The organism is Flavobacterium sp. (assembly GCF_013823965.1).
GTDB lineage: Bacteria > Bacteroidota > Bacteroidia > Flavobacteriales > Flavobacteriaceae > Flavobacterium.
The window spans coordinates 1-15,878 of sequence record NZ_PNNA01000006.1; the positions used below are offsets into that span (position 1 = coordinate 1).

General features: G+C 37.1%; 16 protein-coding genes. 10 read left to right on the forward strand and 6 right to left on the reverse strand.

All coding sequences use genetic code 11. The features are described 5' to 3' along the window. Positions 1–118 precede the first annotated feature (118 nt). The 4 genes from gldL to topA all read right to left on the reverse strand — a co-directional run bounded on the left by gldL (position 119) and on the right by topA (position 6,172). Positions 119–769 (reverse strand): gliding motility protein GldL, encoded by a 651-nt coding sequence (gldL, locus tag C0430_RS00715; protein ID WP_290864381.1) that lies wholly within the window; start codon positions 767–769, stop codon positions 119–121. 41 nt (positions 770–810) lie between these two features. Next, on the reverse strand, positions 811–2,217 hold the full coding sequence (gene gldK, locus C0430_RS00720; RefSeq protein ID WP_290864383.1) for a gliding motility lipoprotein GldK: 1,407 nt from the start codon (positions 2,215–2,217) through the stop codon (positions 811–813). A 268-nt stretch (positions 2,218–2,485) separates the two neighbouring features. Continuing rightward, complete coding sequence (locus C0430_RS00725) at positions 2,486–3,634, reverse strand: formimidoylglutamase (protein ID WP_290864385.1); 1,149 nt, start codon at positions 3,632–3,634, stop codon at positions 2,486–2,488. A gap of 3 nt (positions 3,635–3,637) precedes the next feature. After that, the gene (topA, locus tag C0430_RS00730; protein ID WP_290864387.1) at positions 3,638–6,172 is read right to left on the reverse strand and encodes a type I DNA topoisomerase; all 2,535 of its coding nucleotides are present in this window, start codon (positions 6,170–6,172) and stop codon (positions 3,638–3,640) included. Between the two features lie 329 nt (positions 6,173–6,501). Here topA and miaB point away from each other — a divergent pair, with 329 nt between their 5' ends. From miaB to groL, 9 genes are all read left to right on the forward strand, one after another. Next, positions 6,502–7,947: a tRNA (N6-isopentenyl adenosine(37)-C2)-methylthiotransferase MiaB gene (gene miaB / locus C0430_RS00735; RefSeq protein ID WP_290864389.1), complete on the forward strand. Its 1,446-nt coding sequence runs from the start codon at positions 6,502–6,504 to the stop codon at positions 7,945–7,947. A gap of 45 nt (positions 7,948–7,992) precedes the next feature. Further along, entirely contained in the window at positions 7,993–8,382 is a 390-nt protein-coding gene (locus tag C0430_RS00740) for a GxxExxY protein (protein ID WP_290864391.1), read from the forward strand. 50 nt (positions 8,383–8,432) lie between these two features. Continuing rightward, positions 8,433–8,579 carry a hypothetical protein gene (locus C0430_RS00745; RefSeq protein WP_290864393.1) on the forward strand — a complete coding sequence of 49 codons (147 nt, stop codon included), beginning with the start codon at positions 8,433–8,435 and terminating at the stop codon, positions 8,577–8,579. Positions 8,580–8,677: 98 nt separating this feature from the next. Further along, on the forward strand, positions 8,678–9,943 hold the full coding sequence (locus C0430_RS00750) for a sigma-54 dependent transcriptional regulator (RefSeq protein WP_290864395.1): 1,266 nt from the start codon (positions 8,678–8,680) through the stop codon (positions 9,941–9,943). Between the two features lie 33 nt (positions 9,944–9,976). Next, positions 9,977–10,480 carry an LptE family protein gene (locus C0430_RS00755; protein WP_290864397.1) on the forward strand — a complete coding sequence of 168 codons (504 nt, stop codon included), beginning with the start codon at positions 9,977–9,979 and terminating at the stop codon, positions 10,478–10,480. A gap of 55 nt (positions 10,481–10,535) precedes the next feature. Next, positions 10,536–11,381, forward strand: coding sequence for a tetratricopeptide repeat protein (locus C0430_RS00760; RefSeq protein WP_290864399.1), 846 nt, complete (start codon positions 10,536–10,538; stop codon positions 11,379–11,381). Between the two features lie 3 nt (positions 11,382–11,384). Then, a complete protein-coding gene (gene secG / locus C0430_RS00765; RefSeq protein WP_290864401.1) occupies positions 11,385–11,726 on the forward strand; it encodes a preprotein translocase subunit SecG in 342 nt (113 codons plus the stop codon). A gap of 138 nt (positions 11,727–11,864) precedes the next feature. Further along, positions 11,865–12,140, forward strand: a complete 276-nt coding sequence (locus C0430_RS00770; protein WP_290864403.1) for a co-chaperone GroES — start codon at positions 11,865–11,867, stop codon at positions 12,138–12,140. Positions 12,141–12,262: 122 nt separating this feature from the next. After that, positions 12,263–13,894 (forward strand): chaperonin GroEL, encoded by a 1,632-nt coding sequence (groL, locus tag C0430_RS00775; protein WP_290864405.1) that lies wholly within the window; start codon positions 12,263–12,265, stop codon positions 13,892–13,894. An 84-nt stretch (positions 13,895–13,978) separates the two neighbouring features. On the opposite strand, the gene C0430_RS00780 is transcribed toward groL, so the two are convergent. Then, complete coding sequence (locus C0430_RS00780) at positions 13,979–14,473, reverse strand: N-acetyltransferase (protein ID WP_290864407.1); 495 nt, start codon at positions 14,471–14,473, stop codon at positions 13,979–13,981. Between the two features lie 70 nt (positions 14,474–14,543). On the opposite strand from C0430_RS00780, the gene C0430_RS00785 reads away from it, so the two are divergent. Beyond that, positions 14,544–15,362 carry an N-acetylmuramoyl-L-alanine amidase-like domain-containing protein gene (locus C0430_RS00785; RefSeq protein ID WP_290864409.1) on the forward strand — a complete coding sequence of 273 codons (819 nt, stop codon included), beginning with the start codon at positions 14,544–14,546 and terminating at the stop codon, positions 15,360–15,362. Between the two features lie 108 nt (positions 15,363–15,470). Here the strand turns inward: C0430_RS00785 and C0430_RS00790 are convergent. After that, a partial coding sequence (locus C0430_RS00790; RefSeq protein WP_290864411.1) for a DedA family protein occupies positions 15,471–15,878 on the reverse strand: 408 nt, incomplete at its 5' end.

Below are 15,878 nucleotides of genomic sequence, written 5' to 3' on the forward strand. Positions count from 1 at the left end.
AACATTGCGATGAAAACCAAGTACATTAGGTTTATCATCTTCTGTCTAGGGGTTAATTTTCCTCCTGCCATATTTTCTAATAATTAGTGTATTGTTTTTTTTATGAAGTCGGAACTAATTATCCTTTATTACTCATTGCAGAAAGCATTCCTCCATAAACATTGTTCAATGATGACAAATTAGAAGTCAATGATTGCATTTGCTCTTTTAATTTTATGTTGTTTTCTGCCACTTCTTCATTGATTTGTGCATTTCTTGAAGCACTTTGCAATTGAATTTTGTACAAGCTGTTCAAAGATTCCATTTGAGCCGCAGCCAATGTCAACTCTTCGCTATATTTTTTAGTGGAAGCAATCGAATCAACTGTTGGCGAAATTGCTTTGGCCGCTCCTTCAAAATTTTTGATGCTATTGCCTAAACTGGCCATTAATTCTCCGTCAATTTTTGCGTCTTTAAGCATTGCATCCAATTTTTTTGACAACATTCCTTCTGCATCTGAAAAAGAAGTCTCTGCTTTTGCTTGTTTTGGCAAAGCTTTACCATTGGCAAGTTCCGGGTAAACCAACGTCCAATCCAATTCATCATCTACTGGTTCGAATGCAGAAAGTGCAAAAATTCCAGCTTCAACCACAAGACCAATTGTAAGCATTAAATTTCCAGTAATGAACCCAAATTCAAGGTGGGTAATTTTGAATAAAGCTCCAATAATTACCACAGCTGCTCCCATTCCGTAAGCAAAATTCATTTGTTTTTTATTGAGTAATGACATAGTTTTTTGTTTTAGGTTTAATTAATTATAATTTGGTACGTTTATCTTTTTTTCTTTAATTTTTCTGTTGATTGTGTTCCCATATAATCTTGAACAGTTCTAAATCCAATGAAACTTCTTGCGGAATCAGCGTATTCAAATGTTCTGGTACTTACTTGAAGGAAGTAAGCCACATCTTTCCATGAACCTCCACGAACCACTTTACGTTTGTTTGAATTGTCCATATTATTTGGATTCATTGATGATACGTATTCGTATGCATTGGGATCATAAGCTGAGTCAGTCCACTCGGCAACATTACCTGCCATATTGTAAAGATTGTAACCATTAGGCTCATACGATTTTGCTTCCACAGTATACAAAGCTTCATCTGCCGCATAATCTCCTCTGTTGGGTTTGAAATTCGCAAGGAAACAACCTCTGTCATTTTTGGTATAAGGACCTCCCCAAGGATATGTTGCAGATTGCAAACCTCCTCTAGCCGAATATTCCCATTCTGCTTCTGAAGGCAGCCTAAAATTATTTATCTGGTCACGACCTTTCTTTTTAGATTTTATGTAGCTGTTTTTATTTAATGTTCTCCATGCGCAAAAAGCTTTTGCTTGTTGCCAGTTAACACCTACCACAGGATAATCGCCATATGCTTGGTGCCAAAAATAGTCATTGTGCATTGGTTCATTGTATGAATAAGAGAAATCCTTAATCCAAGTTGTGGTATCAGGATATACTTTTACTTGCTCTGTTCTGATGAAATCTTTTCTTTTTCCCACTTTTGCTTTGGCCGCAGCTTGAATATCCATCCAAGAGTAACGGAATTTCAATTTATCAACATCAATGGTTCTTAATCCGTTGTAAGATGCTTCCAATGGCAAGTACATTGAATCCATGACTTCAGTGTAATACTCGTCTGGATACGCTTTAGTGTCTTTAATCAGCTTAACTTTTTTATTTAATTTTCTGCCTGCATAAGGATCATCAGCAGTACCAATACTGTAATAGTTGTCGTACATGTATTTGTCGTAAGCGGTCATTTTTTCAGGATCTTGATCATTAAAAGCAAAATCACCAATGCTTCCTGCATTTTTACCTTTTCCTTTGCCATCACCAGGTTTCACACCTTGTTCGTCAGCAAGAATTGCCAATCTAACTCTCATTGTGGAATCTTTTACCCATTCTACAAATTGACGATATTCTCTATTGGTAATTTCCGTTTCATCCATGTAAAAAGAACGAACAGTAACCGTTTTTGTAGATGCGTCTCCAACATTGGCAATATCCTCATCAGATTTTCCCATAATAAAAGAACCTCCAGGAACTAAAGTCATTCCATAAGGTTTTTCAGGATGCCATTTTGCTCCTTTAACACCAACTAATTCCCCTTTGTCGCTTGTTTTACCACAGCCTATTAGTAGGGTTAAAATTGCCGTAAATGCAATGAACTTCTTCATATAAATCAGGGTTATTTATTTATTATTATTGATTGCGTAAACCTATTTATTATTATTTAATAAAACAATTATTTGCTGTACTATTTATTTCATTAACCAAAACTAAAATTAAATCCGGAAAGAAAAAAATATTTTATCGTTTAAATGCAAAAAAAGCCGATTAAATGTAAAAAATTGATGTTTTTTGTAAGTTTTAACGTATTAAGTATATAATTTTTATTCCAGTCTAAAATTCGTTCTTTTTTACAAAACGTATTTCTATTTTATTTTACAAAATATTCTTTCGTTGCGCTTTCCACCATCTTTCAGGAATTTCTTGATTACATGCCGCCAAATATTCATCATACGAGCATGGTAATAACGTGCTTTTCTTTAACTTATTATTGCTATTTGAAATAAATGGTATTTCAATCCACCATCTATCAGTTTTGTTGCTTTTATAAAATACTAATTCTTCTTCCAATGGAATAATGTACTTTATGTAATGCTCTCTGCTTCCAAAAGGATATTCGTTCGAGCGGTAATGAAATCCTTCAATAAAGTACCAAATAATTTGAGCAATTAAAACAGATTCCTGTTGGGAACTATTATGGTTAAAAATACCTAAAAGAGACACTTTATCACTAATTCCGGAATATCTGGACAAGGCACAAATCTCTTTTCCGCTGAATCCATTGGGCGTGAATGGATTATTGTTTCCAGAATCGGATGATTTCACGGAAGTCAAATCAATACTCACAATATCAGCATCCCTAAATACAGGTTCAGAAATGGCAATGTTATTAGAAATATCTCCCAATCGATACGCATCAAAAAATAATTTATCAATCAAATCAATTTCTTCCTGCGAATTATAATAAGTTTGAAAACCAACATTACTGAAATTAAAAAGATTATTGGGTTCGTCTATTATGATTTTTGTCAAATAGGACGAAGCCGAAACGACAGCGTCTTCTTTTCCAAAATCAAATTTATTGTCAATGGAAACCAAATTGACCATTTGCTCCAAATCATCAAACCCTCTGTAAAGTGCATAAGTCAAATCTTGCGAACCGCCAATGACTATCGGAATGATTTTCTTTTTGATCAAATTTGAAACTACTATTTTCAACGCAAAATATGTATCCGTCACAGAATTTCCAGCCAGAATATTACCCAAATCAGCAATTGAAGCATCCCAATTTCCGGGAAACAAGCCATACAATTCTTTTCGAATAGGCGACAAATCTACTTCCTCAGTTTGATTTTTATTGCCTCTGTTGTCTAAAACACCAATGACGGCAATTTTAATTTTATCTAAATCTGGAAAATCCTCAGCGGAATGAAATACAACTTTGCTTCCCAATTGCTGGGAAGAAAAACCCTTGAAAAACTGAAGGATTTCATTGTCTAAAGGCTTTAGAAAATCAAATTCCATATTTTATTTCTTTTTTACAACAGTTTTTTTGGCAACTGCTTTTTTAGTGGCTGGCTTTTTAGTGGCCGTAGTTTTTTTGGCTGCCACTTTTTTGGCTGGGGTTTTCTTGGCAATCATTTCTTGAACTTCTTCCAATGTCAATTTGGTGGCATCGACATCTTTGCTCAATTCAATTTTGATTTTTCCTTTAGTAATTACCGATCTTCCCCAACGGGCTTTTTCGACCAGAATCCCTTCTTCCGTCCAATTGTGCAAGACCTTGTCGATATTTTTCTGGATTTTATCTTCAATCAATTCCACGATGTCTGATTGGGACAAATTATCAAAATTGTATTTTTTGCTCACATTGATAAAAATACCATCCCATTTGATAAACGGACCAAAACGCCCCGTTCCTTTTTGTACCGGCTGTCCTTTATAGGTAGCGATTGGCGCATCGGCTTTTGCCTTGTCGTCAATCAATTCTTGCGCTCTCAACATCGTCACATCCAATGGGTTTTCGCCTTTTGGCAAAGAAACGAAAACACTTCCGTGACGCACATAAGGTCCAAAACGACCATTGCTTACTTCCACTTCTTCCCCTTGATACGTCCCCAAGTTTTTAGGCAACAAAAACAAATCCAAGACTTCTTCCAAAGTAATGTTTCCAATATTTTGGTCATTCATCAAACTGGCAAATTTCTTGTCTTCATCGTCGGCTGCTCCAATCTGCGCCATTGGCCCAAATTTACCCAAACGAACCGAAACCGGTTTGCCCGTTTTAGGATCCGTACCCAGAATTCTTTCGCCACTTTCCCTGTCGGCATTGGCCTCCACGTCTTTCACCGTTGGATGAAATTGATCATAGAACTCCTGCATCATTTTGGCCCATTCGATATTTCCTTCGGCAATTTCATCAAAATCATGCTCTACTTTGGCCGTAAAATTGTAATCCAAAATATTCCCGAAATTTTTCACCAAAAAATCGGTAACAATGGTTCCAATATCGGTAGGAACCAATTTTCCTTTGTCGGAACCCGTGTTTTCTTTCAGCAACTTCTCGCCAACTTTCCCGGATTGCAACGTCAATTGGGTGTAATTGCGTTCCTGCCCGTCCAAATTTCCTTTCTCCACATAATTTCTGTTGATGATGGTGGAAATGGTTGGCGCATAAGTCGATGGACGACCAATACCCAATTCTTCCAACTTTTTCACCAAAGAAGCTTCGGTGTATCTGGCCGCTGGACGAGAATATCTTTCGGTGGCAGTAATATAATTGTTGTGTAAATTTTCGTTTACTTTCAAGGCCGGCAACATTCCTTCTTGCTCTTCTTCGTCATCGTCATGTCCTTCCAAATAAACTTTCAAGAACCCTTCGAAAAGCAAAACTTCACCGGAAGCCGTAAACAATTCTCCGTGATTGTTGGCTGCAATTTTCACGTTGGTTCTCTCCAATTCAGCATCACTCATTTGCGACGCCAAAGTTCTTTTCCAAATCAAGTCGTACAAACGTGCTTGATCTCGGTCTATATTTACGGTATGAAGTGACATATCCGTTGGACGAATCGCCTCGTGGGCTTCTTGCGCCCCTTTACTTTTATTGACAAAAGTTCTCGGTTTCGAAAATTCCTTTCCGTAGGATTTGATGATTTCGGCTTGGGCAGCATCCATCGCTTCTTTCGACAAGTTCACGCTGTCCGTTCTCATATAAGTGATGAGTCCCGCTTCGTACAAACGTTGCGCCAATTGCATCGTGATTCCTACAGGCAAATACAATTTACGCGCCGCTTCTTGTTGCAAAGTCGAAGTCGTGAAAGGTGCCGTTGGCGATTTTTTGGTAGGTTTGGTTTCTAAATCCGAAACCTTGTATGTAGAACCGATATTCTTGTTCAAGAAATCTTCGGCTTCTTTTTTAGTGTTGAAATTCTTGGGCAGTTTTGCCTTGAATGTTTTTCCGGCTTCGTTGGTAAATTCTGCCACTACGGAATAAGTTGCAACGGCATTGAAATTCTGGATTTCTCTTTCTCGTTCCACAATCAAACGAACCGAAACCGACTGCACACGACCTGCCGAAAGTCCGCCTTTTATTTTTCTCCAAAGCACGGGCGACAATTCATAACCCACCAATCTGTCCAAAACACGACGGGCTTGTTGGGCATTGACCAAATTATAGTCAATTTCACGTGGATTTTCGATGGCTTTTAAAATGGCAGATTTCGTGATTTCGTGAAAAACAATTCGCTTGGTTTTCTTTTTGTCCAATTTCAATTCTTCGGCCAAATGCCAAGAAATGGCTTCCCCCTCGCGATCCTCATCACTCGCCAACCAAACCATTTCAGCATTCTTGGACAAGGATTTTAGTTTAGTGACCAAGGCTTTTTTATCAGCAGAAACTTCGTATTTTGGTTTGAAACCATTTTCCACATCCACTCCAATTTCCTTGGAAGGCAAGTCGGCGATATGCCCGTAACTTGACTCGACTTGATAGTCGCTTCCCAGAAATTTTTCGATTGTTTTTGCCTTTGCCGGTGACTCTACTATAACTAAATTCTTTGCCATAACCCTATTGTTTGTGGCAACAAAAGTATATGATTTTTTTAAATTTTGGGTTTTTTAAAATTTAAAAGTGAATTTTATCGATTAACTATTGGCTTTAACAGAATTAAAAACACTCGATTTTGACAAAACAAAAAAAACTAAATCCAAATCCTTTTTTAACTTTTTGAACAATCATATCCTTTTCAAATTACAACCAAGACTCCCAATACCTTATTATGATGTCATTCGAAACTACTTAAAACATTGTTAAATCTTAATCTGACATCTTGTCATATTCACCTAAATAATTGTAACTTTGCCTCCTTATTAAAAACACTTTCAAAGTGACTATGGAAAAGATTATTGACGAGAACAAGCAAGGAGAAAGCCTTGTCTTGGAATACAAACCCGAGAATACCAAAAAACTCTTTATAGAAAGCTACGGCTGTGCGATGAATTTTTCGGACAGCGAAATCGTGGCTTCCATCCTATCCTCAAACGGATACAACACCACCCAGACTTTGGAAGAAGCCGATTTGGTTTTGGTCAACACCTGCTCCATTCGTGACAAGGCGGAACAAACCGTTCGGAAACGTCTGGAAAAATACAATGCCGTAAAACGCGTTAACCCAAAAATGAAAGTGGGCGTTTTGGGTTGTATGGCAGAACGCTTGAAAAGCCAATTTCTTGAGGAAGAAAAAATTGTTGACCTCGTTGTGGGACCGGATGCCTACAAAGATTTGCCGAATTTATTGGCCGAAGTGGAAGACGGTCGCGATGCCATCAACGTAATTTTGTCGAAAGAAGAAACCTATGGCGACATTTCGCCCGTTCGCTTGAATTCGAATGGCGTTTCCGCTTTTGTTTCCATCACTCGCGGTTGCGACAACATGTGCACTTTTTGCGTAGTTCCTTTCACTCGTGGAAGAGAGCGAAGCCGTGAACCGCAAAGCATTATGAAAGAAATCCAGGATTTGCACGACAGGGGTTTCAAAGAAATCACCCTTTTGGGACAAAACGTGGACAGTTATTTATGGTATGGCGGCGGACTGAAAAAAGATTTTGTCAACGCTTCGGAAATGCAAAAAGCAACTTCGGTTGACTTTGACCAATTGCTGGAAATGGTAGCTGTTGGCTTTCCAAAAATGCGCATTCGTTTTTCGACTTCCAATCCGCAAGACATGCACGAAAGCGTGTTGCACGTGATTGCCAAGCACAACAATATATGTAAACACATTCATTTGCCGGTACAATCGGGCAGTGACAAAGTCCTCAAAGCAATGAATCGTTTGCACACAAGGGAAGAATATATGACCTTGGTGGACAAAATCAGGACCATCATCCCGAATTGTTCGATTACCCAAGACATGATTTCAGGCTTTCCGACAGAAACCGAACAAGACCATCAAGACACCTTGAGTTTGATGAAACACGTTAAATATAGTTTTGGTTATATGTACGCTTACTCGGAACGTCCGGGAACATTGGCCGAACGAAAAATGGACGATGACGTTCCTGAACCGGACAAAATGCGTCGTTTACAGGAAATCGTGGATTTGCAAAGAGAACACAGCGCCATCAGAACCCAGGAATTTGTTGGGCAAATCGTGGAAGTTTTGGTCGAAAAAGATTCCAAAAGATCCGAAAACGATTGGTCTGGAAGAAATTCACAAAACATCGTGGTGGTTTTCCCAAAGGAAAATTATAAAATTGGGGATTTCGTAAACGTAAAAATAACGGATTGCACCAGCGGAACTTTAAAAGGAGAAGCGGTTGGGTATTCTGAAATGAATTAAGTTATTTCACCACAAATTACACAAATTTTCACAAATTAATAATTTATGACTGACGCAAACGAATATTACTATAAGAAAGATGAAAATTACACTATTGTAGGCATATGCATGGAAGTTCATAGATTATTAGGAGCTGGCTTACTTGAAATTGTTTATAAAGATGCGTTAGAAATAGAATTCAGGAACAATAATATTCCTTTTGAACGAGAAAAAGAATTTTCTGTCGAATACAAAGGAATTATTTTACCTCATAAATTTTATACCGATTTTATCGTTTATGACGACATAATACTAGAAGTGAAATCTGTAAAAGAAATCAGTAATGATCATCTTGCCCAAACATTAAATTATATGAAACTAGCAAATACACCTGTTGGAATAATTGCAAACTTTCAAAACAAATCACTAGTACACAAACGATTAATAAACTCATAAATGAATTTGTGAAAATTTGCGTAATTTGTGGTTAATCAAAATAATAAAAAATGACCAAAAAAAACATAATTATCGCCATACTTACTTTCATCATTGGATTTAGTTCTACATTCTATATTATTAGAACCTATTTTCCAAAGCACAAAGTTGAAAAAACAGTACCTTTAAAAGATACTTTGACAAATACCAAAAATTAAAAAAGTTTAAATAATTTAAAACAGTTAAAGATTGTTTACAGGACTCAACCCAAACAATTTTAAACCTTTAAAACAATTAAACCTTTAAACAAAATAAAATGGAAACAGTTCAATCAATAAAACAACGATTCGAGATTATCGGAAATGATCCGAAACTCAATCGCGCGATAGAAAAAGCTATTCAGGTGGCGCCAACCGACATTTCGGTATTGGTCGTGGGAGAAAGTGGCGTTGGAAAAGAAAGTATTCCAAAAATTATTCATTCGCTTTCGCATCGAAAACACGGAAAATACATCGCCGTAAACTGTGGCGCCATCCCGGAAGGAACCATCGACAGTGAACTTTTCGGTCACGAAAAAGGTGCTTTTACCGGAGCTACCTCAACCCGTGAAGGTTATTTTGAAGTAGCCAGCGGAGGAACCATTTTCTTGGACGAAGTAGGTGAATTGCCTTTGACAACCCAAGTTCGTTTGCTGCGAATCCTGGAAAACGGCGAGTTCCTGAAAGTAGGTTCGTCGCAAGTGCAAAAAACCGACGTGAGAATTGTGGCGGCCACCAACGTGAATTTGTTCGACGCCATCGAAAAAGGAAAATTCCGTGAAGACCTCTATTACAGATTGAGTACAGTCGATATCACTTTGCCGCCTTTGCGAGACAGAAAAGACGACATTCATTTGTTGTTCAGAAAATTTGCAGCTGATTTTGCCCATAAATACAAAATGCCTCCCATCAAACTGGATGATTACGCCATTCAGTTGTTGCAAAAATTTCGCTGGAGCGGAAACATTCGACAGTTGCGAAACGTGGCCGAACAAATCTCGGTTTTAGAAACCAATCGTGACATAACCGCCGCAACATTTCAATCGTATTTACCAACAACGGAAGGGAGTAATTTGCCTTCGGTGATCAAAGACAGAAAAAGCGAGAGCGACTTCAACACCGAAAGAGAAATCTTGTACAAAGTGCTTTTTGACATGAAAAGCGACTTGCACGATTTGAAAAAACTCACCTTGGAATTGATGCAAAATGGAGGTGCAAAAGTTCAGGAAGCCAATTCGCATCTCATCAAAAAAATATATGGAACAAAAGAGGAAGACAGCGAAATAGACTTTGAAGAAGAACCAAGAACGGCCGTGATCACCACTCCAGCCAATGTAACCAATTACCAAGTACAGGTTCCGGAAGACAACTATCAATTTGCAGAAAGCATCGAGGAAGAAGAAGTGCTGAGATTGGAACAAAAAGAGATTGAAATGATCAAAAAATCTTTGGAGAAAAACAAAGGAAAACGAAAAATGGCCGCCGATGAATTGGGAATTTCAGAGAGAACACTCTATCGAAAAATAAAACAATTTGATCTTTAAAAATTGAATATCTTTGACCTTTTCAAATATAAAATGAAGCATTTACACTACCTCGTTGCCCTAATATTACTTTTAAACCTAAGCAGTTGTTCGGTTTATAATTTCACTGGAACTGGCAAAATAGACGCCAAAACGTTTCAGGTGAATTTTTTTCCAAACAATGCAGATTTAATTGAACCCGGAATTGACAGGACTTTTACCTTGACGCTGCAAGATCTTATCCAAAATCAAACGAATTTGAACTTGGTTAAAACTGGTGCTGATTTAACCTACGAAGGAGAAATTACAGATTACAGGATAAGTCCAATGACCGCCACTGCCGATCAGCAAGCTTCACAAAATAGACTGACCATTAGAATAAATGTCCGGTTTACCAATAAAAAGACAGAAGCCGACAATTTTGAAAAGCAATTTGATTTCTATTATGACTATCCCGCCGCCAAACAGCTCACCGGAGCGACTAAAGATGCAGCAATTAAAGAGATTTTCGAAAGAATAACTCAGGATATATTTAATGCTTCATTGGCAAAATGGTAATTTATAAGGTTAATTGTTTAAATCGATTAAACAATTCCACTATTAAACACTAAAAATGAACGTAACCGATTATACTTATTTGATTAACAAACCAGATGCCATCAACGAGAAGCAAACGGATGCCTTGGGGAAAGTACTGGATGAATTTCCCTATTTTCAAAGTGCAAGAGCCTTGAGATTGAAAGGACTCTACAATCAAAATAGTTTCAAATACAATTACGCCTTAAAAGTTACTGCTGCACACACCACCGATAGAACTGTTTTATTCGATTTCATCACTTCGGATACTTTTGTTGCCATTCAAAAAGGATTATACGACAAAAAAATATTAGAACTTCTTGACATCAGCGTGGTTGATTGCGAAATAATAAAGCCTGAGACAAGACTTGAGCCAAAGAAGAATACCTTGGAACAATCCATTCTCACTTCTATAAAAGAAGCTTCGGAAGCAGAAGAAAACACAAAAATAGCGGTCGAAAAACTAGACATTGGCAAACCTTTGGATTTTTCGGCAAATGAAAAACATTCCTTCCAAGAATGGCTGCAACTCTCTAGAATAAAGCCAATTATCAGAGAAAAAGAAAGTTTTGACAATTTAGAAAACACATCATTGGAGGACGAGAAAAAGAAAAAAGCGGAATTGATTGATAAATTTATCGAGGCAAGTCCAAAGATTTCTCCAGCAAAACCAGGCAGTGTTTCCACAACCTATTTAGAACCAAACAAGTCTGACACTTCTTACTTAATGACCGAAACTTTGGCCAGAGTATATTTGGAACAAAAAAAATATCAAAAAGCGATTCAAGCTTATGAAATATTAATTTTGAAATATCCAGAAAAAAGTAGTTTCTTTGCAGACCGTATTTCGGATATAGAGATTTTACAACAAAATAATAAATAAACAATGAGCACATTTTCGATTTTTTTAGTTTTAATAACAATAGTTTGCTTTCTATTGATTGTAGTAATAATGGTTCAAAACCCTAAAGGTGGTGGATTGTCTTCTTCAATAGGTGGTTCACAAATGTTGGGTGGTGTACAAAAAACAACAGACTTTTTAGACAAAAGCACTTGGACATTGGCCACAATTTTAATTGTACTTATCTTGCTTTCCAGCTTAAGTTTCGGAGGTTCATTAAGCGACACCGATTCTAAAATCATTGAAAAATCAGAAACTGCTGCGCCAAGTAATACAACTCCGGCAGCTCCAGTTCAAAACACACCAGCTGTACCAGCACAGAAATAATTTTATTTCAAAATACAATAAATGCCAGCCTGTCAAAGCTGGCATTTTTTTTAAGAAAAAATGTCAGTTTTCAGCCCTTGGCATAATTTCTGAAATCTCATTCCCATCAAATAAATAACATCAAAATATCATATCATTATGGCTTTAAATATTAAACCGCTTTCAGACCGTGTTCTTATTGAACCCGTTGCTGCCGAAACTCAAACTGCATCAGGAATTTTCATTCCAGACACTGCAAAAGAAAAACCACAAAAAGGAACTGTAGTTGCTGTTGGAAATGGCAAGAAAGACGAACCTCTAACTGTAAAAGTTGGAGATACCGTCCTTTACGGAAAATATGCAGGAACCGAATTGAAATTAGAAGGAAAAGATTATTTGATGATGCGTGAAGACGATATCTTGGCAATCATCTAAAATCCCCTCCCGACCTCCCCAAAGGGGAGGAGATTGAAATAAATTAACTATTTACAAACTATATCCTTCGCGACTCCCTCCCTTTCGGGGAGGGTTGGGGTGGGGAAAAATAAACAAAGAAAATGGCAAAAGACATAAAATTTGATATTGAAGCACGTGACGGATTAAAACGCGGTGTAGACGCATTGGCAAATGCAGTAAAAGTAACTCTTGGACCAAAAGGTCGTAACGTAATTATTGGAAAATCTTTTGGTGGACCAAACGTTACCAAAGACGGTGTTACCGTTGCAAAAGAAATCGAATTGAAAGACCCTTTGGAAAATATGGGAGCTCAAATGGTAAAAGAAGTAGCTTCTAAAACCAATGATTTAGCAGGTGACGGAACCACGACTGCAACTGTTTTGGCACAAGCCATCGTAAAAGAAGGTCTGAAAAACGTGGCAGCCGGTGCCAATCCAATGGACTTGAAACGCGGAATCGACAAAGCCGTTGAATCAATCGTTTCTGACTTGGCAAAACAAGCCAAAGTAGTAGGAAGCGATTCTGAAAAAATCAAACAAATTGCCTCTATTTCTGCCAACAACGACGAAATTATTGGAGAATTGATTGCCAACGCTTTCGCAAAAGTGGGAAAAGAAGGAGTTATCACCGTGGAAGAAGCCAAAGGAACCGATACTTATGTTGACGTTGTCGAAGGAATGCAATTTGACAGAGGTTATCTTTCTCCTTATTTTGTGACCAATCCAGAAAAAATGGAAGCAGAATTGGACAGCCCTTACATTCTTTTGTACGACAAAAAAGTTTCTTCATTAAAAGAATTATTGCCAGTTTTAGAGCCAGTGGCCCAATCCGGAAAACCTTTATTGATTATTGCTGAAGACGTTGACGGAGAAGCTTTATCGACATTGGTAGTAAACAAATTACGTGGTGCCTTGAAAATTGCTGCCGTAAAAGCTCCAGGTTTTGGTGACAGAAGAAAAGCAATGTTGGAAGACATCGCCATCTTGACTGGTGGAACTGTAATTTCTGAAGAAAGAGGTTATACTTTAGAAAACACAACCATCGAAATGTTGGGAACTGCGAAAAGAGTAACCATTGACAAAGACAATACTACCGTGGTAAGTGGCGCTGGCGATGCTGATACCATCAAAAACAGGGTAAACCAAATCAAAGGTCAAATGGAAACTACGACTTCTGATTACGACAAAGAAAAATTGCAGGAACGTTTGGCTAAATTGGCTGGTGGAGTTGCCGTACTTTATGTTGGCGCTGCTTCTGAAGTAGAAATGAAAGAGAAAAAAGACAGAGTTGACGACGCATTACACGCTACTCGTGCCGCTGTCGAAGAAGGAATTGTTGCTGGTGGAGGCGTTGCTTTGTTAAGAGCTAAAAACGCACTTGCTGACTTAAAAGCCGACAACGCTGACGAAGCAACTGGAATCAAAATTATTTCTCGCGCCGTGGAAGCTCCTTTGAGAACCATTGTAGAAAACGCAGGTCTTGAAGGCTCTGTAGTTGTGGCAAAAGTTGCTGAAGGCTCAGGTGATTTTGGTTACAATGCTAAAACTGACGAATATGTAGACATGCTAAAAGCAGGAATCATTGACCCTAAAAAAGTAACTCGTGTAGCATTAGAAAACGCAGCTTCGGTTGCCGGAATGATCTTGACTACCGAATGTGCTTTGGTAGAAATCAAAGAAGAAAACGCTGGTGGCGGAATGCCAATGGGCGGTGGAATGCCGGGAATGATGTAATATTTTTGAAATTCCAATTGGAAATAAAAAATCCGAAGTTTATCGCTTCGGATTTTTTTGTTTCTAATATAAAAGTTGCAGAAATTATGCTCTAGATTTTGAATATCCCATTATAGGACCAAATGTTTTTCGAAGCAAAATTTCCGTAAATCCTTCTTTGACAAAATTTTTCAACTCACCTATAATTTCAAAACCAAAAGCACGATAAAGTTGAAGCGCTTTAGTATTGAATGAAGAAACACAAATAAAAATATTGGGCGAAATTTTCAAAATACGTTCTTCACAAAAATTCAGCACTTTTTTTCCAAGTCCTTTTCCTCTAAAATCCTTGCCAATGCAAATGGTTTGAATATATCCTTTAAAAGTTCCATTGATTTGAAGAATAACAAATCCAGCAATTTCAGTATTATATTTGACAACATAAACTTCTTTTGACACGCCTTCAAAGGCTTTAGTGCAAGAATCAAAATCCATTTCTAGAGTAATCCAAGGATCCGATTCAGCCATCATCAAGGCGCAATAATCAAAATCTGCTTGCTTTGTAGTCCTTTCTATCGTTGTTTTAATAACAGCTTCCATAAGTCAATGAAATAAATTTCATTCAAATATAATCATTTTTTGTAGCTTTGAATTCACAAAAATTCCTCTCATGAAAAATCAAGTGTTTCCAAGTATTTTAGCTTTTATCATTTCGCTTTCCATCTATTCACAAGACAAAGACGAAACAATTTTTATTAAAAAGAATAAAATAGATTTAACAGCCACTCCATCGGAAAGCATTCTCAAAATTGCCAAAAGTTTTCTAGAAACACCCTATGTTGCTTCGACATTAGAAATAAACGAAAAAGAAGAATTAGTATGCAATTTACAAGTATTGGACTGCTTTACTTTTGATGAAAACGTATTGGCTTTATATCTTACCAAAAAGAAAAACTCCAATTCTTATAGCGATTTTCAAGAGATTTTAACTCAATTGCGCTATAGAAATAACAAAATAGACGGTTACGGCTCACGTTTGCATTATTTTACGGAATGGACTAGACAAGCCGAAAAAAACGGATGGATTAAAGACATTACTTTGGATATCGGTGGAGAAATTACAAATAAAGAAGTTCATTTTATGAGCGAGAATCAAAAACTGTATCCAAAAATAACAGATGAAAAAACCTTGGAAACAATTCGTGGAACAGAAAAACAAATCAACAAAAAACCACTTTCACAAATAGAAAAATCGAAAGTAGCCGCCATAGAAAACAAAATAATGGAAGGCGACCTTATAGCTATGACCTCAACAATTGAAGGCCTAGACTGCAACCACGTAGGAATTGCAATTCTTGTTAACGGCCGAATTCATTTGCTTCACGCTTCCTCTTCACTAAAAAAAGTGGTAATCTCGGAAAAACCATTAGCCGACTATTTACAAGGCATTAAAAAAGATGCCGGAATAATGATTTTGCGGGTTTTGTAAAGAATAACAATAAAAAACAACGATAATCCGTAGGTTGTAAAGTAATTTGAAACAAAAAATCCGTTTGCTTAGGCAAACGGATTTTTTGTTTTTATCAAGTTCTTGTTTTTATATATGAACTCTTTTTTTAAGTAATTTCCATAAAACAGGAACAGTGGTAATCAACACAATTATTATGACGATATATTCGATGTGGCTTTTTAAGTCAATGCCGAATTTTTCCAAGAATAAAGCTGACAAATAGTGTCCCGATAAAATCATGCTGAATGACCAAAGAATGGAACCCAATATATTATTGAACATAAACTTCTTTTTATCCATGGAAGCAATTCCTGCAACTATAGGAGCAAATGTTCTGAAAATAGGCAAGAATCGAGCAAAAATTATTGCTTTTCCTCCATATTTATCGAAGAAATCCCTGGATTGCAAAAGGTATTTTTCCTTAAACCAAAAAGTATCTTCCTTATTATAAAGATAAGTACCACCTTTAACTCCAAACCAATACCCCACCATATT